The 24081-nt window shown below is 72.5% G+C and carries 18 protein-coding genes; 7 read left to right on the top strand and 11 right to left on the bottom strand.

The features are described from left to right. The first annotated feature begins 29 nt into the window (after window positions 1–29). Window positions 30–2159: an ATP-dependent DNA helicase DinG gene (gene dinG, locus BN3794_RS00425; RefSeq protein ID WP_066091687.1), complete on the top strand. Its 2130-nt coding sequence runs from the start codon at window positions 30–32 to the stop codon at window positions 2157–2159. A 45-nt stretch (window positions 2160–2204) separates the two neighbouring features. On the opposite strand, the gene BN3794_RS00420 is transcribed toward dinG, so the two are convergent. The 3 genes from BN3794_RS00420 to BN3794_RS00410 all read right to left on the bottom strand — a co-directional run bounded on the left by BN3794_RS00420 (window position 2205) and on the right by BN3794_RS00410 (window position 7063). Continuing rightward, window positions 2205–2837 (bottom strand): sterol desaturase family protein, encoded by a 633-nt coding sequence (locus BN3794_RS00420; RefSeq protein WP_236493089.1) that lies wholly within the window; start codon window positions 2835–2837, stop codon window positions 2205–2207. 328 nt (window positions 2838–3165) lie between these two features. After that, on the bottom strand, window positions 3166–4311 hold the full coding sequence (locus BN3794_RS00415) for a pyridoxal phosphate-dependent aminotransferase (RefSeq protein ID WP_078059486.1): 1146 nt from the start codon (window positions 4309–4311) through the stop codon (window positions 3166–3168). A gap of 91 nt (window positions 4312–4402) precedes the next feature. Next, on the bottom strand, window positions 4403–7063 hold the full coding sequence (locus tag BN3794_RS00410) for a TonB-dependent receptor plug domain-containing protein (RefSeq protein ID WP_078059485.1): 2661 nt from the start codon (window positions 7061–7063) through the stop codon (window positions 4403–4405). A gap of 326 nt (window positions 7064–7389) precedes the next feature. Here BN3794_RS00410 and BN3794_RS00405 point away from each other — a divergent pair, with 326 nt between their 5' ends. Next, complete coding sequence (locus tag BN3794_RS00405; protein WP_066091681.1) at window positions 7390–9828, top strand: membrane-bound PQQ-dependent dehydrogenase, glucose/quinate/shikimate family; 2439 nt, start codon at window positions 7390–7392, stop codon at window positions 9826–9828. Between the two features lie 1236 nt (window positions 9829–11064). Here BN3794_RS00405 and yccS read toward each other — a convergent pair. The 6 genes from yccS to BN3794_RS16740 form a co-directional block, all read right to left on the bottom strand. Next, complete coding sequence (gene yccS, locus BN3794_RS00400; protein ID WP_066091678.1) at window positions 11065–13299, bottom strand: YccS family putative transporter; 2235 nt, start codon at window positions 13297–13299, stop codon at window positions 11065–11067. 316 nt (window positions 13300–13615) lie between these two features. Continuing rightward, the gene (purD, locus tag BN3794_RS00395) at window positions 13616–14914 is read right to left on the bottom strand and encodes a phosphoribosylamine--glycine ligase (protein WP_066091675.1); all 1299 of its coding nucleotides are present in this window, start codon (window positions 14912–14914) and stop codon (window positions 13616–13618) included. A 25-nt stretch (window positions 14915–14939) separates the two neighbouring features. After that, complete coding sequence (locus BN3794_RS00390; protein ID WP_066091673.1) at window positions 14940–15572, bottom strand: TMEM175 family protein; 633 nt, start codon at window positions 15570–15572, stop codon at window positions 14940–14942. A gap of 10 nt (window positions 15573–15582) precedes the next feature. Next, window positions 15583–17169 (bottom strand): bifunctional phosphoribosylaminoimidazolecarboxamide formyltransferase/IMP cyclohydrolase, encoded by a 1587-nt coding sequence (gene purH / locus BN3794_RS00385; protein ID WP_066091670.1) that lies wholly within the window; start codon window positions 17167–17169, stop codon window positions 15583–15585. Window positions 17170–17224: 55 nt separating this feature from the next. Next, entirely contained in the window at window positions 17225–17497 is a 273-nt protein-coding gene (gene fis, locus BN3794_RS00380) for a DNA-binding transcriptional regulator Fis (RefSeq protein WP_066091666.1), read from the bottom strand. Window positions 17498–17597: 100 nt separating this feature from the next. Next, on the bottom strand, window positions 17598–18107 hold the full coding sequence (locus BN3794_RS16740) for a DUF3426 domain-containing protein (RefSeq protein ID WP_328585336.1): 510 nt from the start codon (window positions 18105–18107) through the stop codon (window positions 17598–17600). Window positions 18108–18432: 325 nt separating this feature from the next. Between BN3794_RS16740 and BN3794_RS00370 the strand changes: the two genes are divergently transcribed. The 5 genes from BN3794_RS00370 to BN3794_RS00350 all read left to right on the top strand — a co-directional run bounded on the left by BN3794_RS00370 (window position 18433) and on the right by BN3794_RS00350 (window position 21679). Next, complete coding sequence (locus BN3794_RS00370) at window positions 18433–19560, top strand: phosphatase domain-containing putative toxin (protein WP_066091663.1); 1128 nt, start codon at window positions 18433–18435, stop codon at window positions 19558–19560. 12 nt (window positions 19561–19572) lie between these two features. After that, window positions 19573–19977, top strand: a complete 405-nt coding sequence (locus BN3794_RS00365) for a hypothetical protein (RefSeq protein ID WP_066091661.1) — start codon at window positions 19573–19575, stop codon at window positions 19975–19977. A gap of 106 nt (window positions 19978–20083) precedes the next feature. Continuing rightward, the gene (locus BN3794_RS00360; protein ID WP_066091658.1) at window positions 20084–20746 is read left to right on the top strand and encodes a hypothetical protein; all 663 of its coding nucleotides are present in this window, start codon (window positions 20084–20086) and stop codon (window positions 20744–20746) included. Further along, window positions 20743–21288 (top strand): GTP-binding protein, encoded by a 546-nt coding sequence (locus BN3794_RS00355; RefSeq protein ID WP_066091656.1) that lies wholly within the window; start codon window positions 20743–20745, stop codon window positions 21286–21288. The genes BN3794_RS00360 and BN3794_RS00355 overlap by 4 nt, the downstream gene beginning before the upstream one ends. Then, the gene (locus tag BN3794_RS00350; RefSeq protein WP_066091653.1) at window positions 21281–21679 is read left to right on the top strand and encodes a roadblock/LC7 domain-containing protein; all 399 of its coding nucleotides are present in this window, start codon (window positions 21281–21283) and stop codon (window positions 21677–21679) included. The genes BN3794_RS00355 and BN3794_RS00350 overlap by 8 nt, the downstream gene beginning before the upstream one ends. Before the next feature lie 2 nt (window positions 21680–21681). Here BN3794_RS00350 and prmA read toward each other — a convergent pair whose 3' ends face one another. Next, on the bottom strand, window positions 21682–22602 hold the full coding sequence (prmA, locus tag BN3794_RS00345; protein WP_066091650.1) for a 50S ribosomal protein L11 methyltransferase: 921 nt from the start codon (window positions 22600–22602) through the stop codon (window positions 21682–21684). A gap of 102 nt (window positions 22603–22704) precedes the next feature. Beyond that, window positions 22705–24072, bottom strand: coding sequence for an acetyl-CoA carboxylase biotin carboxylase subunit (gene accC / locus BN3794_RS00340; protein WP_066092110.1), 1368 nt, complete (start codon window positions 24070–24072; stop codon window positions 22705–22707). Between the last annotated feature and the right edge of the window lie 9 nt (window positions 24073–24081).

Genomic DNA, 24081 nt, shown 5'->3' with positions numbered 1-24081 from the left:
CGCGCGCGCCGGCATGCGAAAATGCGGGCATGAACGAAGCAGTCGCTCCGGCACCGGATGAGCGCGGCGCCGGGACCCGGCGGCTGGACGAGCCGCTCAAGGCCGCCATCCGCCAGGCCTATACGGCGCTGCAGGCCAACACCCCCGGTTTCGCCACCCGCCGCGCGCAGAGCCAGATGATCGCCATCGCCGCGCGCGCGCTGGCGCGGCCGGGCGGCGTGGCGGTGATCGAGGCGCCCACCGGCGTGGGCAAGAGCCTGGGCTACCTGACCGCCGGCGTGCCGGTGGCGCTGGCGCACGGGAAGAAGCTGGTGGTCAGCACCGGCACCGTGGCGCTGCAGTCGCAGCTGGTCGAGCGCGACATCCCGGCCTTCCTCAAGGCCACCGGCATCGAGGCCACGGTGGCCCTGGCCAAGGGCCGCACCCGCTACCTGTGCACGCGCAACGCCGAGGAACTGGAGCAGGACACCGCCCAATCCTCGATGTTCGGCGAGGTCCAGGCCGCCGTGTACGACCGCCCGCTGGCGCCGGCCGACGCCGCGACCGCGCGCACGCTGGTGCGGGCGCTGGCCGAGGGCGGCTGGAACGGCGACCTGGACGCCGCGCCCGCCCCGGTTCCTCCGGCGCTGCGCATGCGCATCACCACGCCGGCGTCCGGATGCGCCGGGCGGCGCTGCGCCTGGGCCATGCGCTGCCCGGTGCTCAAGGCGCGCGCGCAGGTGCGCGATGCGCAGATCGTGGTCACCAACCACGCCCTGCTGCTGTCGGCGCTGGGCGTGGGCGAGGCCGACAGCGGCCAGCCGCTGATCGCCGCGCCCGCGGACATGCTGGTGGTGCTCGACGAGGGCCACCACGTGCCGGCGGTGGCGGTGGACCAGGGCGCGGCCAACCTGCCGCTGGAGGCGATGGCCAAGCGCACCGCGCGCCTGCAGATCCTCATCGCCCAGGCGTTCCGCGCCATCGACCGCGAGCGCATCGGCCAGCGCCTGCCGAACGAGGTGATCGAGCTGGCCAGCACCGTGGCCAAGGGGCTCAAGGCCTTCCACGGCGAGATCGCCCGGGTGTGGACGCCCGATCCCGGCGAGCGCGAACCGATGTGGCGCGCGCCGCAGGGGCGCCTGCCGCCGGCCTGGCAGCCGGCGATCGAGGCGCTGGCCGAGGACACCCGCGCGCTGTACGACTGGATGCACGCCGCTCAGGGCCTGCTGGCCAAGGGCAAGCCCGAGGACGGCGCGCGCGAGCAGCTGCTGCGCGCGTTCGGCCCGGCGGTGGAGATGATGGAGCAGCAGTACGCGCTGTGGAGCGGCTGGCGCCACGAGGACCCGGAGGGACAGCCGCCGACCGCGCGCTGGATCACCGCCGATCGCGACGGCGAGCGCGTCTGCCACTGCTCGCCGGTGTCGGCCGCCCAGGTGCTGCGCCGGCTGCTGTGGCGCCAGGTCGATTCGGTGGTGATGACCTCGGCCACGCTGACCGGCGGCGGCGACTTCCAGGCGCTGGCCATCGATGCCGGCCTGCCCGAGGACGCCGAGACCGCCGCGCTGGCCTCGCCGTTCGACCTGGCGCGCCAGGCCGAGCTGGTGGTGCCGGCGTTCCCGGTCGGGCCGGAAGACCGCGAGGGCCACCCGCGCGAGGTCGCGCGCTGGCTGGAGCGCGAGCTGGACTGGGACAAGGGCTCGATGGTGCTGTTCACCTCGCGCTGGAAGATGGAGAAGGTCGCCGACCTGCTGCCGCTGGCGCGGCGCAACCGGGTGCTGGTGCAGGGCGAGGGCAACAAGAGCCAGCTGGTCGCCGAGCACCTGCGCCGCACCGGCGCCGGCGAAGGCTCGGTGCTGTTCGGCCTGAATTCCTTCGGCGAGGGCCTGGACCTGCCCGGCGAGGCCTGCACCACCGTGGTCATCACCCAGGTGCCGTTCGCGGTGCCCACCGACCCCCAGACCGCCACCCTGGGCGAGTGGCTGGAAGGGCGCGGCCACAATCCGTTCAACCTGATCGCCGTCCCGCACGCGCTGCGCACCCTGACCCAGTTCGCCGGGCGGCTGATCCGCAGCGCCGACGACCATGGCCGCGTGGTGATCCTCGATTCGCGCCTGCTCACCCGCCGCTACGGCCGCCGCATCATCGACGCGCTGCCGCCGTTCCGGCGGGTCATCGGCTGAGGGCGGAAGCACGACGCCGCGGCGAGGGATGCGCGGGCGGCGCGGCTACCGGCGCGGCCGGTAGCCGGTGCCCAGCAGGTGGTCCCACAGGGCGCTGGTGACGCCGAAGTTGCGGTCCGGATGGTGGTGGTGGATGTGGTGGCGCGCGGCCCAGCGCATCAGCCACGGCTGGCGGAAGCGGGTGGCGTGCATCGCGAAATGGCTCAGGCCGTAGGCCACGTAGCCCAGGCCGATGGTGCCGCCGAGCAGGCAGGCCGGGGCCGTCGGCAGCACCGCCCGGAACAGCGCCATCAGCCCGAGCAGGATCGCCGCGGGCAGGAAGAACGGCAGCGCGTCGTAGCCGTGCGGATCGAGGTGATGGGCCTGGTGGCCGCGCTGGAACGGCGAGTCCGGGCCGTGGAAGACCCAGCGGTGGAACAGGTATTCGATGAAGCTGAAGACCAGCAGGCCGGCCAGCACCACCAGCAGCGCGCCCGCCCATGGACCGCGGTAGCGCCAGAGGCCGGTCGCCAGCAGGGCCAGCGACAGGCTGGCGCTGACGGCGACTTCCAGCCAGTAGTTCAGGCGCGTGGTCGACAGCCGGACGATGGCCCGCAGCGGCGCCGAGGCATGCCGGCGCAGGGCGGATGCCCGGCCCTGCGCGTGCGACGGCGGTGGCGTGCTGCGTGGCGTGTTCAATGGACGGGGGACGAACGGGCGGGCCGGGGACCGGCCGGTGGAGCGCGTGCAGCGGCGTTCCGGAGGCATTGTGGCAAAAAACGGCGCGGCGGGACGCGGCCGCCCCGCCGCGGCCCTGCTCAGGTACAGCCTGGGCGATGCAGCGGCGGCACGCATCGCGTCCCGTGGGCGTGCCGCGGGACGCCGGCCACGCCACGCCATGCTCGCGGCGTCGCCTGTGTCACCTGCGTCCCGGCGCTCGGCCCCCGGCGGTCGCGGGACGCACTCTGCCTGCCACCGGCCGCGCGGCGGTCGGTGCGCACCGGTGCGCACCCGCAGGCGATGGTCCTCAGCCGGCGGCCAGCACCTCGCGCAGGGCGCGCTGCGCCGTCGCGTTCTCCTCGGGGCGGCCGATGGTGATGCGGGCCCAGGTGGCATAGGGCGGGAACGGCCGGCCGATCTGCACGCCGCGGGCCAGCAGGCCGGCGGCGACCTGCGGCTGCGGCCGGCCGGCGTCGAAGAACACGAAGCTGGCGGCCGGTTGCGCGTAGCGCAGCCCCAGGCCGTCCAGCACCTGCAGCCAGCGCACCCGTTCGGCCGCGACCTGGCGGCGGACGCCGGCCAGGTATCCCGGGTCTGCCAGGCTGGCCGAGGCCGCGGCGATGGACAGCTGGTTGAGCGCGTGCGCATCGCCGACCCCGCGCCGGCGCAGCGCGTCGGCCAGCGGCCGCGGCGCCAGGACGTAGCCGATCTGCAGGCCGGCCAGCGCGTGCAGCTTGCCGAAGGTGCGGAACACCGCCACGTTGGCGCCGGCGCGCAGGTGGCGCGCGGCGGTCAGCCGGGCGAAGTCGTCGCGGTAGTCGAGATAGGCCTCGTCGACGATCACCAGCGTGCGCCGCGCCGCGGCGAGCACGAAGGTGTCGAAGGCCGCGCCGTCGCTGAGCGTGCCGGACGGGTTGTGCGGATTGACCAGGTACAGGGCGCGGGTGTCGGGGCCGACCGCCGCGGCCAGCGCCGGCAGGTCGTTCCCCAGCCTGGCATCCAGCGGCACTTCCACCGCGCGCCCGCCGAACGGCGCGGCGGCATCGACCAGCGCGCCGTAGCCGGGCACCGAGTAGACGAATTCGCCGCCGCCCTGGTCGATCGCCAGGTGCTGGCCGAGCGCTTCCAGCACCTCGCCGATGATCACCTGTTCCGGCGCCACGCCTTCCAGCGCGGCGATCTGCCGCTGCAGCGCGTCGGCCTGCGCCGCGGTCACGTAGCGCGGCAGGTCGGCCAGCGCGCGCTGCACCGCCGTGGCCACCCGCGGCGAGGGACCGTAGCTGCTCTCGTTGAGGTCCAGGCGGATGGGGCCGGCGGGCGCGGCACCGCCCGGCGCCGGACTGCCGGCCCGTGCCGCGGCGGCCGCCGGCGCGAGGACCGCGGCCGCGATACCGAGGCCGCCGGCCTGCAGCCAGCGGCGGCGCGAAGGATCGAAGGCGGCGGTGTCGGTCATGCGGGGTTTCCAGGTGGCGGGCGATGGCGATGGGGATGGTGGCCGGGACTGGCGGCGTGGACGATTCGTCACGGGCCGTGGCGCTGCGTCCTCAGAACTTCGTCTCGATCCGGGCGTAATAGTAGGTGCCGCTCCAGCCGAACGGCGACAGTTCGCTGTAGGGGAACACGCCGTAGGTGTCGGCGCCGGAGACCGTGGCGGTGGTGGCGATGTTGCGGGTTGGGTAGACGTTGCCGATGTTGTCCGCGCCCAGCACCACGCGCAGGGTGTCGCTGAACCGGTAGCCCACGTCCACGTCCACCACCCATTTCGGTTCCAGGATCTGGATGACGTCGTAGTTGCCGGCGGTGCCGGCCTCGGTCGGGCGGGTGACGAAGCGGGTGCTGCCCTTGGCGAACTCGGCCACGGTGGCCGCGGTCTGGTTGGTGGCGGCCACGCCGCGGATCTGCCCGTAGCGGTGCGCGGCCAGGTGGGTGCTCCAGCGGCCCGTGTCCCAGGCCAGCGCCAGGATCGTGTTGTCCTTGGGCTGGCCCTGCTCGATGCGGGTGCGCTCGGTGATGTCCAGCAGCGGCGTGCGCACGCCCAGCGCCAGCAGCTCGGCCGGCGTGCCGCCCACGGACGTGAGCCGGGTCTGGTTGCGGTTGTAGCCGAGGGTGGCGGTCAGCCGGCCGTGTTCGCCCAGCTCCCAGCGGTAGCGCGCGGATACGTCCACGCCGGTGGTGCGCGTGTCGGCGGCGTTGGTGAAGTAGCGCACGCTGCTGACCCCGGGCGAGCCGAGCGCGGCCAGGTAGTCGCGGATCGCGGTGGAGGTGCCCGAATCGACGAAGTTGCCGGACAGGAAGATGCGGTCGTCGATGTCGATGCGGTACACATCGACCGAAGCCACCAGCCCGCGCCAGCCCCAGGTCAGCCCGGCGGTGTAGTTGCGCGCCTTCTCCGGCTTGAGCTCGCGCGCGCCGAGCGCGCGCGCCTCGTTGGAATCCACCGGCGCGGTGCGCACCAGCACGTATTCGGGCAGGCCGGTGACCGGGTCGTTGAGGGTGCGGCTGCTGGTGGAACTGAAGTACTGCTGGGCCAGCGCCGGGGCGTGGAAGCCGCTGCTGGCCGAGGCGCGCAGGGCCACCCCGCCGCCGAGCTCGTAGCGCAGCGCCAGCTTGCCGTTGGTGGTGGCGCCGAAGTCGCTGTAGTCCTCCCAGCGCAGCGCGGCCTGGGCCTGCAGGCGCTCGCTCAGGTCGGCCTCGGCCTCGGCGTAGGCGGCCACGTCGTGGCGGGCATAGTCGCCGGCATCGCCGGGCTGGATGCCGGCGAAGCCCTGCGAGCCGATGGTCGGCACCGCGCCGGCATCCGGGCCGTCGAGCACGCGGTACGGGCCCCAGGCGTAGGAGGCTTCCTCGCCGGCCCCGATGGCATAGGTGTCGCGGCGGTATTCGGTGCCCAGCGACACCCGCACCGGGGCGTGCCAGCCCCAGTCGAAGGCACGGCTGGCGTCGAGGTTGGTGGTCCACTGCGAGGCGCTGAAGCGCCCGTCGTAGAAGGAGGTCGGGCTGTCCGCGCCGAGCGTGGCGTTGAGCGTGTTGCGGGTGCGGTACTCCAGCGAGTTGCGCCCGTATACCGTGCTCAGGTCCCAGTGCCATTCGCCGGCCTGGCCCTTCACGCCCACCGCCAGCGAGGCGTTGGTGCTGGTGGTGTCCACCCACGGCAGGAAACCGTCGGGGTAGATCGCGCGCACGTTCTCGCTCTGCCCGGCACGGCGCAGCGAGGCGTTGGAGCTGCCGTCGCTGACGTTGTAGCCGCCGAAGGCGTACAGCTCCGGTCCGTCCTCGCCCAGCGGGCGGTCCAGGTTGAAGAACGCGTTCCGCTCGACGGTGTCGGCGGTATCGGCGAAGCGCCACAGGCGGGCGCGGTCGATGCCGGCCTCGCGCGGGTCGGCCACCGCGCCGGCAGCGGCGCCGCCGATCGGCACCAGGCCGGTGCCCGAGCCGTAGGCGCCGGACAGCGCCACCGGCTGGCCGTCCGTGCCGATGCCGAAGTACTGCTGGCGCGTGTCGGGCAGGGCGCGGTTGGCGCCGTCGCGGTTGCGGTAGTCCAGGGTGAAGTGGACCGCGCCGCCGGACGGGAACGCGTAGCCGCTGTCCAGCGACACGGTGCTGGTGTCGCCGCCGCCGTCGCGGGTGGTGCCGTGGCTGGCGCTGCCCTCGAAGCCGGCATCGTCGCGCAGGACGATGTTGATGACGCCGGCGATGGCATCCGAGCCGTACTGCGCCGATGCGCCGTCGCGCAGCACTTCGATGCGCTCGATGGCGCTGACCGGGATCGCGTTGAGGTCGGTGGACACCGCGCCCTTGCCGACCGTGCCGCCGGTGTTGATCCAGGCGCTGGCGTGGCGGCGCTTGCCGTTGACCAGCACCAGGGTCTGGTCCGGCGACAGGCCGCGCAGGGTGGCCGAGCGGATGTGGGTGTTGCCGTCGGGCGTGGTCGGGTGCGGGAAATTGAACGAGGGCACCAGCGCCTGCAGGATCGTGCTGACGTCGGTGTAGCCGGAGGAACGGATGTCCTGCGCGGTCAGCACGTCGATGGGCACCGGCGAGGTGAGCACGGTGCGCGGCTGCGCCCGCGCCCCGACCACGGTGACCTGGTCGAGGGTGGTCACGTCCGGGCCGCCGGACTGGGCCAGGGCCGGCGCATCGGCGGCCGACGCGGCCAGCAGCAGGGCGGCCGGCAACGCGGCTCGGCGCGGAGCGGGAACGGGCATGGGTTCCTCCGTGGGGGGATGGCGCAGGGGGGAACACGGTTTTCGGCCACATCCGCCGCCGCGTCAACGCCGGCCGGCGCCGGGGCCGGCACGACGCTGCCGGCAGCGGCCGCGATCGCGCCGCAAGTGACTGAACGCAAAGCGCGTGGCCGGCGCCGACATGAGCATGGGCGATGTCCAGATGCGATTCGCGCATGGCCCCGGCGGCGCGCGCTTTCACTTGGCGATGACGCCGGGCGGCGGGACGGCGCCTATAGTGCGCGGGCTGCGACAAAGTGTCGCAGTTCACGTTTTTCCCCCACGAACGCATGCGAAGGAGTCGAGCAATGAGCGACAGCCCCCTTCGTGGCCGGCCATGGATCACGGGGATCGTCTTCCTCCTCATCGGCCTGTCACTCGCCGCCGCCGGCGGCTATCTCGCCCGCCTGGGCGGTTCCTGGTACTACCTGATCACCGGCCTGGCCATCGCGGCCACGGCGGTCCTGCTGTTCGCCCGCCGGCGCGCGGCGCTGTGGCTGTACGCGCTGGTGCTGCTGGGCACGCTGGCCTGGGCGCTGGCCGAGGTCGGCCTGGACCTGTGGAACCTGGAGCCGCGCCTGCTGGTGCCGCTGCTGCTGGGCCTGTGGCTGCTGCTGCCGTGGGTGCGGCGCAGGCTGCTGCCGGCCACGCGCGCGCCCGGCTGGACCCTGGGCGCGGTCGCCGTGCTGGTGGTGCTGGTCACCGGCGCCGCGGCGCTGCGGCCCTACGGCGTGCGCGGCACGCTCGACACCGCCGGGCGCAGCGCCGGCACCTGGGACGACTCGGTCGCGCCCGGCGATTGGCACTTCTACGGCCGCACGCCCCACGGCGAGCGCTTCAGCCCGCTGGCGCAGATCACCCCCGACAACGTCTCGCGGCTGAAGCTGGCCTGGTCCACCCGCACCGGCGACACCCAGCAGGCCGGCGAGGACGTCGCGCTGGGCCCGGACCAGGGCCACGAGTTCAATCTCGAGGTCACCCCGATCAAGGTCGACGACACCCTGTACATGTGCACCCCGCACAGCTGGGTGATCGCGCTCGATGCCAGGACCGGCAAGGTCAAGTGGAAGTACGACCCCAAGCCGCACCAGGCCAACGTGGATGCCAACGTCTACCTGGCCTGCCGCGGCGTGTCCTACTACAAGGCGCCGGAAGGGGTGGCCACCTCGTGCCCGGAGCGGATCATCTCGCCGGTGGCCGACGTGCGCATCATCGCGGTCAACGCCAGGACCGGGCAGCCGTGCGAGGACTTCGGCGACCACGGCTCGGTGTGGCTGACCGACCACATGGGCAACGTGCCGCTGGGCTTCCACTTCATCACCTCGCCGCCGCTGGTGGTCAACGACCGCGTCGTGCTCGGCGGCTGGGTGTTCGACAACCAGGCCAACTTCGAGCCCTCCGGCGCGGTGCGCGCCTACGACCCGGTCACCGGCAAGATGGCCTGGGCCTGGGACGCCGGCCACACGCCGGAGAACTGGCTGCCGCAGGGTGACGAGACCCTGACCCGCGACACCCCCAACGCCTGGGGCGTGTACACCGCCGATCCGGCGCTGGGCCTGCTGTACATCCCCACCGGCAACGCGCCGCCGGACAACTGGGGCGGCAGCCGCCGTCCGTTCGACGACGCCACCTCCAGCGCCACCATCGCCCTGGACATCGCCACCGGCGCGCGCAAGTGGACCTTCCAGACCGTGCACCACGACCTGTGGGACATGGACATCCCGGTCGGCCCGTCGCTGGTGGACCTGCCCGACGCCAGCGGCAACCCCGTGCCGGCGCTGGTGCAATCGACCAAGCGCGGCGAGTTCTTCGTGCTCGACCGCCGCACCGGCCAGCCGCTGCCCGGCTATCCGGTCGAGGAGAGGAAGGTGCCCACCGCCGGCGTGGCCCCGGGCGACCGGGTCAGCCCGACCCAGCCGTTCGCGGTGGGACTGCCGTCGCTGACGCCGCCGGACCTGAAGGAATCGGACATGTGGGGCGCCACCCTGTTCGACCAGCTGCAGTGCCGCATCCAGTTCCGCCAGGCGGCCTACGAGGGCCAATTCACCCCGCCGCACGTGGGCAAGGAGACCATCGTCTACCCGGCCTTCTACGGCATCGTCGACTGGCAGGGCGCCACCATCGACCCGGTCAACAAGGTGCTGGTGGCCAACGCCAGCTACCTGCCGTTCCGCATCCGCCTGGAGCCGCGCGCGCCGGTGGAGTCGGCCGGGATCCTGCCGACCTGGAACGGCCAGGGCAACAAGCCGGCGGCCAAGGGCGATGCGCTGTCGATCTCGCCCAACTACGGCACGCCGTTCGTGGCCTACACCAATCCGTGGCTGAACTCGCTGGAGGTGCCGTGCAAGGGCCCGGTCTGGGGCACGCTGACCGCGATCGACCTGGTGAGCAAGAAGATCGTGTGGCAGAAGCCGCTGGGCACCACCCGCGACACCGGCCCGTTCCGCAGCCACTTCAACTTGCCGTTGCCGACCGGCATCTACAACATCGGCGGCAACATCATCACCCGCAGCGGCCTGGTGTTCATCGGCGCGACCGCCGACGACTACCTGCGCGCCTACCGCCTGGCCGACGGCAAGGAAGTCTGGCGTGCGCGGCTGCCGGCCGGCGGCCAGGCCACGCCGATGAGCTACGAGATCGACGGCAAGCAGTACGTGGTGATCGCCGCCGGTGGCCACGGCGGCCTGGGCACGCGCTCGGGCGACTACATCCAGGCCTACGCGTTGCCCGACGACGCGCGGAAGTAGGACCTGGCGCGGATCCCGTGTCCGCATCCGGCGAGGGCCGGGCCGCAGTGGCGGCCCGGCCCTCGTTTTCTTCCGGCCCGGTGCACAGGATGGGCGCCACCTGGCGGCGGGGCCGCATGCGTGCCGCTCGACCACGTAGCGCTTCATGCCCGGTCGCGGGGACGGGCGGAGCTGGTGCGGCATCCAGGCATCCCTCGATCGGGCTGGCGCCAGTGGCCGGCCCGGTGCACCGGGTGGGCGCCATCCCGTCGGCGGGGCCGCATGCGTGTCGCTCGACCACGCCGCGCTTCATGGCCGGTCGCGGGAACGCGCGGAGCCGGCGCGGTACCCCAGGCCTCCCTTGATCGGGCTGGCGAAGGTGGCCGGCCCGATGCGCCGGGTGGGCGCCACCCGGTGGCGCGGCCGCGTGCGTGTCGCTCGACCACGCCGAGCTTCATGGCCGGTCGCGGGGGACGCGGAGCCGGCGCGGTACCCCAGGCCTCCCTTGATCGGGCTGGTGACGGTAGCCGGCCCGGTGCGCCGGATGGGCGCCATCCGTCGGCGCGGCCGCGTGCGTGTCGCTCGACCACGCCGTCCGTCACGGCCGGCCGCGGGGATGGGCGAAGCCGGCGTGGCGCCCAGGTATCCCTCGACCGGGCTGGCGCCGGTGGCCGAAAGGCGGCTTGGCGGCTACCGCTGCGAGACTGCATTCCGCTGCCGCTGCCGCTGCCGATACCGATACCGATACCGGGGCCGCTTCGCCCGCGACGACGGCAAGGCGACGCATGCATCGGCGCTGCGCCGCTTGGGCACCGCACTCGCATCGATCCGGGATCGGATGCGCGGATCGTCGGCGTACCGCTGCTGGACGTCGCCGTGCAGGCGATGCGCCTCGCCAACCCGTACCCGCTTCGCGCGCGCGATCCAGTCGTGCGCGACCGCATCGCCGCGGCCTGCATGATCGGCGACGCCATCGACGCCATCGATGCCATCGACGGCGCGGCGGGCTCGTGGCGGGGCTGCGGGCCATGCCCTCGTCGGTGGGAAGGGCGTGCCAGGCGCCGGTGCGCCGCCTACGATGCCAATAGCCGGTCTGCGTTGCGCTCGAGCGATCGACGCACCGGCGCGGCATGGACGTGGCGGATCGCGGCGTCATGCCCGCGGCCACCAGGCCTGCCCGGCCGGTGCGGGCGCGCGCTTGCGGCCCGCGTGCCGCAGCGGCGGCGCCCGCCGTCGCCGCTGCGCAGGGAGCGGCGCTCAGGCGGTCGCGGGATGGGCATCCGGGGCCGGCGGCGCCGGCGTGGCCGGCTCCGGGCCGACCAGCGCGTCGGTGGCCGCACGCAGCTGCGGCAGCAGGCGCAGCACCAGCAGCAGCTGGGTGCGGATCAGGCGGTGCTTGTCGTCGGTGGCCGCGTCCATCGCCTCCAGCGCCTGGCCGAGGCCGTCCTCGGTCTCGGTGGCGCGCACCAGCACCGGATGGCGGCCGGCCAGGGCATCGGCGATCTCCTCCAGCGCCAGGCGCAGGTGCTCGCCGGCCCGGGCGATCAGTGCATCGTCGGCATGGTCGCCCAGCGGCGCGCGGTGCGCGCCGAGCGCGGACAGGTAGCCGAGCAGGGTGTTGGACAGCGCCAGGAAGCGGAAGCCGGCGTCGAGCTTGCGGCGGAAGTAGCCGGGCTCGCGCAGCATGTTCGACAGCGCCACCGACAGCGCCGCGTCGGCGTTGTGCATGTCGCGGCGGGCGATGCGGTAGCCCAGGTCGTCGCGCGGGCCCTGGCGGTCGCCGCGGTAGTGCGAGAGCACCTCGGCGAGGTAGCGCGCGCAGGCGGCGACCACGTTGGCCGCCACCTGGTTGAGCCGGCGTCCCTGCCAGTCCGGCAGGATCAGGAACGAGGCCGCCGCGGCGATGGCGCAGCCGATCAGCGTGTCCACCAGCCGCGGCACCAGCAGCACGAAGCCGTCGCCGAGCAGGTTGAAGCACAGCAGCGCCATCACCGTGATCGAGGCGGTGGCGAACACGTAGCGGTCGGCGCGGGTGATGAAGAACAGCAGCGCGGCGGCCAGCGCCAGCAGCAGCTGCATCGGCTGGCTCGGGAACAGCTGCATGAACGCCCAGGTCAATCCCAGGCCGACCAGCGTGCCGGCGATGCGCTGCACCAGCCGCAGCCGCGTGGCGCCGTAGTTGGGCCGGCACACGAAGGCGGTGGTCAGCAGGATCCAGAAGCCGCTGTGGGCATGGATCGCCAGCATCACCGCGTAGCCCACGGTCAGGGCGATGGCCATGCGCAGGCCGTGGCGGAACAGCAGGGAGGTCGGGGTCAGCTGCTGGCCGATGCGCGTGGCCATCTCGCGCAGGGTGTGCGGGTTGGAGTCGCGCAGGCGCACGTCGAAGCCGTCCAGCGTGCTGTCCTCGCCGCCGGCCACCGACAGCTGCTGCTCGATGCTCTGCAGGTTGTTGCCGAGCAGGTCCAGCGAGCCGAGCAGGCGCAGCTGCTCGGCGTCGGCGCGCTGGCGCAGGAAGCGCAGCGATTCGTGCAGGTCGGCCATCGCCTGGCGGGTACGCTCGCCGTAGGCGAACGGCCGGCGCAGGCGGATGGCCTCGCCCAGCGCGGCGCAGGCGCTGCCCTGCAGGGCCAGCAGGCGCTGGCAGCGGTACAGCACGTCGCTGTGGAAGAACGCCTCGGCCAGCGCCTCGTAGGGGTAGTGCGAGGAGCTGGCGCGCTCGTGGAAGTCCTGCGCCATGTAGTACAGGCGCAGGTACAGGCCGGACTGCACGCCGGGCCGGCCGGAGCGGCCGAAGCGGCTCAGGATCGCCGTCTTGGCGGCGTTGAGCGCGGCCACCACGCGCGCATTCTGCTCGGCCAGGGCCACGCGCTGGGCCTGCTGGTCGGCCTGGCGCACCGGCTCGAACAGCGCGGCCTTCAGCCGCAGGAACAGCCCCAGCTCCCGGAACAGCACCGCCAGGCGCTCGCGCACCGGCCGGTTGGCGAACAGCGCCGACCACAGGATCGACAGCAGCCCGTACCAGGTGGCGCCGGCCAGCAGCTGCACCGCGCCGTGCCAGGCCGGGACGTGGCTGCCGCTGGCGGCGTGCTGGTCCATGCCGATCATCATGTAGATGGCCAGCGTCACCGTGGCCTGGGCGATGGAGGCGTAGCGCTCGCCGAGCGCGCCGAGCAGGGTCAGGCCGAAGGTGGTCAGCGCCAGGCCGGCCACGAACGGCAGCGGGTAGGGGAACAGGTACAGCACCGCGAAGGCGGCGACGGCGAAGCACAGCAGCATCAGCGCCACCGACTTGCAGCGGCCCAGCCAGTTGTCGTCGGTCTCGCCGATGGCGCTGGCGATGATGCCCAGGAACACCGACGGCACCGCGGTGACCTGGCCGAGCTGCCAGCACGCGGCCATCGCCGCGGCCAGGGCGATGAACACGCGCAGGCCGTAGCTGGCCTTCTCGTGGGCCCACAGCCGGCCGAGGCGGGATTCGAGTCGGTTCATGCGTGTCGGGTGGCGGAATGGCGGCCATTATCGCCGCGGCCGCTGCATCGGGGCGATGAAGCCCGGGCATGCCGGCGGCGGGCGCCGGCGCGGCGGTGCGCCGCAAGCGGTGCGCGAGCGTGCCTGGGCGACTGCGGGCGTGCCGGCGTACCGCGGCGCGGCTGGCCGGGCATGGTCACGGTCCGATGCGCCGGGACACCGGGCGCGGCACCCCGGCGCGGCCGATGCCGCAGGACCCGGGTACGGCGGTCGTCGCGGACCCCGGCCCGGCGCCGGCATCCTTCACCCGCGGGCCGCATGGCCGTGCACGCTCGCGCTAGCGATCCGCGGCCTGCGTTTCGCGCGCGATCGCGCGCCAGCCGATGTCGTGGCGATGGAACTCGTGCGGCCAGTGGATCGCCTCGACGCCGGCGTAGGCCTGGCGCTGCGCCTCGGCCACGGTCCGGCCCAGCGCGCACACGCACAGCACGCGGCCGCCGGCGGTGACCACGTTGCCGGCCGCGTCCAGCGCGGTGCCGGCGTGGAACACCTTGGCGCTGGCCGGTACCGCGTCGAGCCCGGCGATCGGCTCGCCGACCACCGGCGCTTCCGGGTAGGGCGCCGAGGCCATCACCACGCCCAGCGACGGGCGCGGATCCCACTGTGCCTGCACCGCATCGAGGCGGCCGTCGATCGCGGCCTCGACCAGGTCCACCAGGTCGCTTTGCAGCCGCAGCATCACCGGCTGCGTCTCCGGGTCGCCGAAGCGCACGTTGAACTCGATCACCTTCGGCGCGCCGGTCTTGTCGATCATCAGCCCGGCGTAGAGGAAGCCGGTGAACGGGACGCCGTCGGCGATCATCCCGGCCACGGTCGGCTCCACAACCTCGCGCATCACCCGCGCGTGCACCTCGGGGGTGACCACCGGCGCCGGCGAGTACGCGCCCATGCCGCCGGTGTTGGGGCCGGTGTCGCCGTCGCCGACGCGCTTGTGGTCCTGGCTGGTGGCCATCGGCAGCGCGGTGGCGCCATCGACCATCGAGATGAAGCTGGCCTCCTCGCCGTCGAGGAATTCCTCGATCACCACCCGCGCGCCGGCATCGCCGAAGGCGTTGCCCGAGAGCATGTCGCGCACCGCGGCCTCGGCCTCGGCCAGCGTCATCGCCACGATCACGCCCTTGCCGGCGGCCAGGCCGTCGGCCTTGATGACGATCGGCGCGCCATGCGCGCGCAGGTAGGCCAGCGCCGGCTCGACCTCGGTGAACACGCCGTAGAACGCGGTGGGGATGCCGTGGCGGGCGAGGAAGTCCTTGGCGAAGGCCTTGCTGCCCTCCAGCTGCGCGGCGGCGGCGGTGGGCCCGAAGATGCGCAGCCCGGCGGCGCGGAAGCGGTCCACCACGCCGGCCACCAGCGGCACTTCCGGGCCGACCACGGTCAGGTCCACGCCCTCGTCCTGCGCCAGCTTCAACAGGCCATCGATGTCGGTGGCCTTCACCCCCACGTTGCGGCATTTGTCTTCCGTGGCAGTGCCGGCGTTGCCAGGCGCGACGATTACTTCGGATACGCGCGGCGACTGGGCAAGCTTCCAGGCCAGGGCGTGCTCGCGGCCGCCGGAACCGATGACGAGGATCTTCATGGCGTGCTCTTCCAGCGGGGCGCGCTCATGGCGCATGGCGGCGCAGCGACCGGTACGACCACCAGCGCGTGCCGGCGCCGATCGCGGCCAGCAACAGGGCGATCCACTTCAGCTGGGACATGTAGGCGAACGCGGCGCCGAGCAGGATGCTCAGGCTCAGCAGCTTGAGCAGCCAGGCCCGGGCGAAGCCGCGCCCGACCTGCGGCGCCAGCCCGCCGACCAGCGTGGCGTGGGCCCACAGCAGCGCCAGGAGGAAATAGGCGGCCAGGGTCGTGCCGATGTAGATCGGGGCGTCGCGGTCGGGGGACTCCAGCAGGGCGCGCACCGCGATCGGCAGCAGGGCGATGAAGGCCAGGAACGCCAGGTTCAGCGCGGTGCCGGTGCGGTCGATGCGGGCCAGCCGCGCCATCACGTGGCGATGCTCGATCCATGCCCAGCCGACCAGGACGAACGCGATCGCGTACACCAGCAGCGGCAGCGACCACGCCTGCCAGAGCGTCTGCCCGGGGATGTGATCGGGCCGGATCTCCAGCGCCGACAGGGTGATGGCGATGGCGAATACGCCGTCCGACAGCAGCACCATCCGTTCCAGGTAGCGATGGCCGAGGTCGTCGGCGTGCGGGATGATCTCGTCGTCGGGCTGCCGTGCGTCGGTCATGTGCGGGCCTTCAGTGGCGGAAATGGCGTATGCCGGTGAACACCATGGCGATGCCGTGCTCGTCGGCCGCGGCGATCACCTCGGCGTCGCGCATCGAGCCGCCGGGCTGGATCACCGCCTTGATCCCGGCCTCGGCCGCCGCGTCGATGCCGTCGCGGAACGGGAAGAACGCGTCGGAGGCCATCACCGAGCCCTCCACCTGCAGCCCGGCGTCGTGCGCCTTGATGCCGGCGATGCGCGCCGAGTAGACCCGGCTCATCTGCCCGGCGCCGACGCCGATCGTGTGGTTGTCGCGCGCATAGACGATCGCGTTGGACTTGACGAACTTGGCCACCCGCCAGGCGAACAGCAGGTCGCGCAGCTGCGCCTCGGTCGGCGCCAGCCTGGTCACCACCTTCAGTTCGTCGCGCGACACCGCGCGGTCGTCGGCGGTCTGCATCAGCAGGCCCGAGCCGACGCGCTTGGTGTCGATGAATCCCTTGGACGCCGGGGCGAACGGGATGCGCAGCACGCGCACGTTGGCCTTCTTCCTGGCGTACTCGAGCGCGCCGTCCTCGTAGTCCGGCGCGATCAGCACCTCGACGAATTGGCGCTCCAGGATGGTCCTGGCGGTGGCCGCGTCCAGCACGCGGTTGAAGGCGATGATGCCGCCGAAGGCACTGGTCGGGTCGGTGGCATAGGCCGCCTCGTAGGTGTCGCCGCAGCCGGCGCCCACCGCCACCCCGCACGGGTTGGCGTGCTTGACGATCACGCAGGCCGGGGCGTCGAACTGGCGCACGCATTCCCAGGCCGCGTCGGCGTCGGCGATGTTGTTGTAGCTGAGCTCCTTGCCCTGCAGCTGCTCGAAGGTCGCCAGCGAGCCGGGCGCCGGATGCAGGTCGCGGTAGAACGCGGCCTGCTGGTGCGGGTTCTCGCCGTAGCGCAGGTCCATCACCTTCACGAAACTGCCGTTGGCCTGCGCCGGGAACGCGCTGCGCACCGGCACGGCCTGGCTCGCGTCGGTCACCGCGGACAGGTAGTTGCTGATGGCCGCGTCGTACTGGGCCACGCGGTTGAACGCGGCCACCGACAGGCCCAGGCGCGTGGCCGCCGACAGCCGGCCGTCGTGGGCCTCGAGCTCGGCGAGCAGGCCGGCGTACTGGTCCGGCGAGGTCACCACCGCGACGCGGGCGAAGTTCTTGGCCGCGCTGCGCAGCATCGCCGGGCCGCCGATGTCGATGTTCTCCACCGCCTCGGCCAGGGTGCAGTCGGCGCGCGCGGTGACCTGCTCGAACGGGTACAGGTTGAGCACCAGCAGGTCGATCGGGGCGATGCCGTGCGCGGCCATCACCGCATCGTCGGTGCCGGCGCGGCCGAGCAGACCGCCGTGCACCACCGGGTGCAGCGTCTTGACCCGACCGTCCATCATCTCCGGGAAGCCGGTGACGTCGGAGACATCCCTGACCGCCAGCCCGGCTTCGCGGATCGCCCGGGCGGTACCGCCGGTGGAGAGCAGCTCGACGCCGCGCGCGGCCAGCGCACGGGCCAGTTCGACCAGGCCGGTCTTGTCGGAAACGGAAAGCAGGGCCCGGCGCACGGGCAGCAGGTCGGTGGACATGGGCAAGGGCGCGAGCGCGAGGGGCCTGCCATTATAGCGGTCCGCCCCGGCCGGCTCAGATCAGCCCGTACTCGCGCAGCTTCTTGCGCAGCGTGGCGCGGTGGATGCCGAGCAGCGCCGCCGCCCGGCTCTGGTTGCCCTCGCAGTGGTTGAGCACTTCCACGAACAGCGGGATCTCCATCTCGCGCAGCACGATCTCGTACACGTCGTTGGCCTCGCAGCCATCCAGGTCGTGCAGGTAATGGCGCACGGACAGCGCGACGTGTTCGCGCAGGGTCGGCTTCGGCGCGGCCCGGCCGGTTTCAGGGCGAGTGGTGGCGGCGTTCAAGGAGCATCCCCGGAAGATCGCGCCGGCGTGAGGAAGGCGGCGCGCACGACGAGTCTAGCGCGCGTGCGCCGCGGCGGCACCCCTCGGGCGTGGGTGCCGCTCACTGGAACTGGAAGTCGAAGGCCACCGTGCCGGCGGCCGGTTCGCGGATGCGGAACGCGACCTGGGCGCTCTGGCCGGGCGCCAGCGTGGCCTCGCCCGGGGTCCGGCCCAGGTATTCGGCGGGGGCGAACACGCGGCTGCCGAGCACGCGCCCGTTGGCATCGGCCAGCGACAGGTGCAGGCGCGGCCAGGCCTGCGCCCAGCGTGCGTCGTTGCGGAAGCTGGCGCGGACCTGCAGCACCCCGGGCTGGCCGGGGACCGGCCGGATCTCGCGCGCCTGCATGGCAAAGGCCTCCGGCTCGTGCCAGGGCGGCAGGCGGCAGCGCAGCACGCCGCAGGCGGCGACGGCCAGCGGTCGCCAGCGCTCGCTGGCGGCCAGGCGAGCGCGGTCGGCCAGCAGCATCTGCAGCACCAGCAGCAGCGCCAGCGCGACCGCCACGGCCGCGGCGGCCAGGCGATGCCGGCGGGCGGCGGCAGGCGGGGCGGCGAGGGCAGGCGGAGCGTTCATCGGGCGCGATCGCGGGCAGGGACGGGAGCGGACTATTCTGGCAGCGACGGCTGCGGCCGTCAGGCGCGATGTGAAGGCGTGCACACATTTCGTATCGCTATACTGCCCGGCTGCATCGGCGGCCATCGAAGTGTGCAACTGTGGTCCCGTCCGGGAATCGGTTGCGCCACGGGGCAGGGCGCCTGGTGCGACCGGCAGGGCGGGCGCCACATGCCGCCAACAATGCTGAATATCCTTCCTTATATTCTTGGGATGCCGGCCGGAAGCGCGATTCCGGCGGGTGCCCGGCTGAGCGGGCGTCGTGCCTACCCCCACCAGGAGCGACATGTTCGAAATCGTGGATCTGTCGGTGTCCGCTGACGCGGCGCCGATCATCGCCAACCTGTCGCTGCAGGCGGCCGCCCCCGGCGTGCTGGCCGTCGTCGGCCCGGGCGGGGCGGGCAAGTCCACGCTGCTGCATGCCGTGGCCGGTACCGGCCAGGGGTTGCAGGTGTCCGGGGGCATCATGCTCGATGGCGTGGCGGTGGCGACCCTGCCGGCCGGTGCGCTGGGCTGGTATCCGCAATACATCCAGGCGGTGCGTACCGGCCGCGCCGCCGGCGGCACCGAGTCCGAGCGCCAGGCCTGGAGCCGGCAGCGGCTGGATTGCCTGCGCCATTTCCTGGACCAGCCGCACCGGCTGTACCTGCTCGACGAGCCGACCGTCGGCCTGGTCGGCGACGACCTGGCCCTGGCGCGGCAATGGCTGCGCCAGGCGGCGACTGACGCGTTCGTCCTGATTGTGACGCACAACCGCGAAGACTGCCTGGCGCTGGAGGCGACGGTGGTGATCTTCGCCGCCGGCCAGGCGATCGAGCAGGGCGCCGCCGCGCAGGTGTTCGACGCGCCGGCGACCGAGGGCGGCAAGCGCTACGTGCAGACCGGCTACCTCGCCTTGCCGCGGCCGACGCGCCCGGTGACGGTCGACGGCATCTGGTGGGTGGTGCGCGGCTTCCTGTGCGGCATGAGCCGGCCCGGCCTGGTGGCCGAGACGCAGCGCCAGTACGCGCGGCTGCGCGAGGGCGGGGTGCGCCACCTGGTGTGCCTGGAGGAGCAGGTCCAGGCCGACGCCGAGGACCTGGCCGCGCACGGCATCGCCCTGCACCACTTCCCGGTGCGCGACATGACCGCCCCGGGCATGGCCCAGGCCGACGCGTTCTGCCGCGTGGTCGAGCAGGCGGTGGCCCGCGGCGAAGGCGTGGCCTTCCACTGCAAGGGCGGCCTGGGGCGCACTGGCACGGCGATTGCTTGTGCCCTGGTCTGGCTCGGCGACGACGAAGCGACCGCCATAGCCAAGGTGCGCTCGGGAAGCCCGCTGGCGATCCAGAGCGAAGAACAGATGCAGTTCATCAAGGATTTCTCCGGCCGCGTCAGCGGCCGGTTCACCCCGGCAGCTGTTGCAGCTACCCACTAAGGAGTAACACCAGTGTCTCTCGACAAGGCCATTGTTCAGGCGCAGAACGACGTCCCAGAATGTGTCGCCACCGGCTACGTGGACATGTCCACGGGCATGCTGCTGGCAGTGAAGACCGTGGATTCCCACCCGCAGGAAGTGCTGGACCTGGTCGCGGCCGCCACCGGCGACCTGTTCCAGGGCCGCAACGTGGTGGAGATCGAGAACATGTTCGACAAGGCCCGCGGCATCTCCAACCAGCACACGCACTACTTCCAGGAAATCGTGGTCTTCAGCACCAACCTGATCCACGTGTTCATCCGGTCCAAGAAGAACCCGACCAACGTCGCGGTGTTCGTGTGCCGGGGCTCGGCCAACGTGGGCATGGTGATCGTGCGTTCGCGCATGGCCATGAGTTCGATCGAAGCCGCGCTCTGAGCGCGCCGCCTGCCGCTCCGCGACGGAGCGGCAGGCCTCCGAGCCGCGGCCCCGCGTGCCGCGGCGGTCTGCCGGGCGCGGCCCGGTTCTCTCCGGCGTCCCGTCCATGCATCGTGCCATCTCGTGTCTGCTGTTCGACGATGAACAGGTCCGTTCGCTGACCTCGATCCTGTCGCTGCTCAAGGGCTACCTGGCGGACGACTGGTCGGCGGACACCGCCATCGGCAAGGATTCCGCCCTGGTGCTGGTCAACCTCGACCACGCCGAGGCCCCGGCGCTGATGGCCGCGCTGGACCACGGCCTGAACGTGGCCGGCTGCGCCAACCGTCCGCGCCAGTTCGAGACCGGCACGCTGCATCGCCCGTTCCGCGGCCACGAGATCCTGGCCCGGCTGAAGGAAGTGGAGCGCCACGCCGGCGCGGAGGCGGGCGGCGGCAGCGACGAGCAGGCCGTGCAGGCGCTGCAGGCGGACGATTCGCGCATCTTCAAGCTCTACCTGTGGCCCGAGCAGTTCACCGGCTGGTCGCGCCAGTGGTGGCGGATCCTGGCCGCATTGCGCCGGCAGTCGCTGACGATCGAGCAGATCGTCGCCCAGACCGGCGTGGAGCGGGCCGAGGTCGCGCGCTGCCTGGACACCCTGCTCGGGCTCAACGCCGTGTCGGTCAAGTTCGACCTGGCGCACATGCAGGTCGCCCCGCCGCGCGCCGAACGGCGCGGGCTGTGGTCGCGCCTGGGGGCCCGCGTGGGCGAGCTGTTGAGGCGCCGATGAACACCGCCTCGGCCACCTACAAGATCGCCCTGATCGGCGAACCGGGCGCGGGCAAGACCACCTGCATCGCCGCGGTCAGCGACATCGCCCCGGTGGTCACCGACGTGGCCTGCACCGACGAGCTGGCCCAGATCAAGGAGACCACCACCGTCGCCATGGACTACGGCGAGATGGCGCTGGGCAACGGCGAGCGGCTGCTGCTGTACGGGCTGCCCGGGCAGACCCGGTTCCGCTTCATGCTCGATGCGGTTCGCAACGGCCTGGTGGGGCTGGTCGTGCTGGTCGATGCGCGCGCGCCCGATCCGATGAAGGGCCTGGCCGAGACCGTGGACGCCTATGCCGACGCGCTGCAGGCGCTGCCGTGCGTGGTCGTGGTCAACAAGCCCGAGGGGGACGAACAGGCGCTGCTCGCCCGTGTTCAGACGGCGTTGCGGCAACGCCAGCTGGTTGCCCCCATCATTGCCGCCGACGTGAGGAACAAGGACGAAATGGCGTTGATCTTCGAACTGATCTTTTTGTGCGCGGAATACGGCGATGTCTGAGGCCGCGCAACAGCCCGACCGCGGGCGCTGCGAGGACGCGCTGCACAAGCTGCTCTACAGCGGCGAGCCGGTGGTCACCGCGATGCTGGCCTACCGCGACGGCCGGTCGTTCCTGGTCAAGTCGCACGGCCATCCCGAGCCGGGCAAGCTGGCCGCGATGACCAGCGCGCTGGCGGCGCTGTCCTCGACCGTGCTGCGCGAACTGGCCGGTGACGAATCCGACCTGACCCTGATCGAGAGCCGCACCGGCAAGCTGGTGCTGATCCCGGTGCCCGCGGCCGACCGCCTGCTGATGCTGGCCGTGCATGCCGAGGGCAGTGCCAACCTCGGGCGCCTGCTCAGCTACGCCCGCGCCTGCGCGGCGCAGGCCAACGCCGCCTTCGCCGCCTGACTTCAGGCCCGGCGCACGCCGGCGATGCGCATCCAGTCCTCGTCCTGCTCGCAGCCCAGCTGCTCGAACCAGGGCGCGTAGCGCGCCAGCAGTTCCTGTTCCTGGCCCTGCAGGATGCCCGACAGGGCGATGCGCCCGCCCGGCGCCACGCGCGCGGCCAGGACCTCGGCCAGCGCGTCCAGCGCCGAGGCCAGGATGTTGGCCACCACCACCGGATAGGTGCGTACCGGCTCGTCGGCCGGCAGGTACACCTGCAGGCGATCGGCCACGCCGTTGCGCTCGGCGTTGTCGGCGGTGGCGATCAGTGCCTGCGGGTCGTTGTCCACGCCCACCGCCTGGGCGGCGCCGAGCTTGAGCGCGGCCAGGGCGAGGATGCCCGAGCCGCAGCCGAAGTCGAGCACGGCCTGGTCGCGCAGGCCGCCGTCGGCGGCCAGCCCGTCCAGCCAGCGCAGGCACAGCGCGGTGGTGGGATGGGTGCCCGAACCGAACGCCAGGCCCGGATCGAGGCGTACCACGGCCGCATCGGCACGCTGCGCCTCGGCCGGCAGCGCGTGGTTCCACGGCACGATGAAGGTGCGCGCACCGAAGCGCATCGGCTTGAACTGGTCCAGCCACGCGCGTTCCCAGTCCTGGTCCTCCACCGCGCGGAAGCCGGCCTGGCTCCAGTCCAGCGCCGGATCGAAGGCTTCCAGCGCCGCCAGCACGGCCAGGGCGTTGGCGTCGGCCGGGAACAGCGCGGCCAGCACCAGGTTGTTCCACAGCGGCGTCTCGCCCACCCCCGGCTCGAGGATGGCGCTCTCCTGCGCGGTGCCGGCGGCGGCATCGAGCAGCGTCACCGACAGGGCGCCCACGTCTTCCAGCGCGTGCTCGTAGCGCGGCTGGGTGGTCTCGCTGCAGCGGACGGTGAGTTCTAGGAAAGGCATGAAGGAAAACTCCGCTGGGAACGGCACGGGACGGGAGGCGGCGCCGGCGCGATCGGCGCCGGCGCGGCAGGGGCGGGACCGGGCCCGCCCTGCCGTGCGCCCTCAGCCCAGGGCGATGGACTGGTTCTTGCGCTCGGCCAGGCGCTTTTCCAGGTAGTGGATGTTCTGGCCGCCGGCCTGGAAGCCCTTGTCGCGCATGATCCGCTGCTGCAGCGGGATGTTGGTCTTGATGCCCTCGACCACCATCTCGCTCAGCGCCACGCGCATGCGCGCGATCGCGGTGTCGCGGTCCGGCCCGTACACGATCAGCTTGCCGATCATCGAATCGTAGTTCGGCGGCACCCGGTAGCCGGCGTAGATGTGGGTATCCACGCGCACCCCCGGGCCGCCCGGCGGATGGAACGCGGTGATCAGGCCGGGGCTGGGGGCGAAGGTCTCCGCGTCCTCGGCGTTGATGCGGCACTCGATGGCATGGCCGCGCAGCACGATGTCGCTCTGCTTGATGCGCAGCTTGTGGCCGGCGGCGATGCGCAGCTGCTCGGCCACCAGATCGATGCCGGTGACGAACTCGGTCACCGGGTGCTCGACCTGGATGCGGGTGTTCATCTCGATGAAGTAGAAGCGCCCGTCCTCGTACAGGAACTCGAAGGTGCCGGCGCCGCGGTAGCCGATGCGCAGGCAGGCCTCCACGCACACCTTGCCGATCTCCTCGCGCTGCTCGACGGTGATGCCCGGGGCCGGCGATTCCTCCACCACCTTCTGGTGGCGGCGCTGCATGGAGCAGTCGCGCTCGCCCAGGTGGATCGCATGGCCCTGGCCGTCGGCCAGCACCTGGATCTCCACGTGGCGCGGGTTCTGCAGGAACTTCTCCATGTACACCTGGTCGTTGCCGAACGCCGCCTTGGCCTCGGCCTTGGTGGTGGCGATGGCGTTGCTCAGCGCGCTCTCGGTGTGGACCTCGCGCATGCCGCGGCCGCCGCCGCCGCCGGCGGCCTTGATGATCACCGGGTAGCCGATCTCGCGCGCCAGCTTGATGTTGGTGGCGAGGTCGTCGCCCAGCGGGCCGCCCGAGCCGGGCACGCACGGCACGCCGGCGGACTTCATCGCGCGGATCGCCTCGACCTTGTCGCCCATCAGGCGGATGGTCTCCGGGCGCGGGCCGATGAAGGTGAAGCCGGAACGCTCCACCTGCTCGGCGAAGTCGGCGTTCTCGGACAGGAAGCCGTAGCCGGGATGGATGGCCTGGGCGTCGGTGACCTCGGCCGCGGCGATGATCGCCGGGATGTTGAGGTAGCTCTCCGCCGAGGGCGCCGGGCCGATGCATACCGACTCGTCGGCCATGGCCACGTGCTTGAGGTTGCGGTCCACCGTGGAATGCACGGCGACGGTGCGGATGCCCAGGGTGTGGCACGCGCGCAGGATGCGCAGCGCGATCTCCCCGCGGTTGGCGATGACGACCTTGTCGAGCATGGCGTGGCC

Origin of the sequence: Xanthomonas massiliensis (assembly GCF_900018785.1) — a bacterium.
Classification (GTDB): Bacteria; Pseudomonadota; Gammaproteobacteria; order Xanthomonadales; family Xanthomonadaceae; genus Xanthomonas_B; species Xanthomonas_B massiliensis.
The sequence above is the reverse complement of the archived record's forward strand: the minus strand, read 5'-3'. Positions and strand labels throughout refer to the sequence as shown.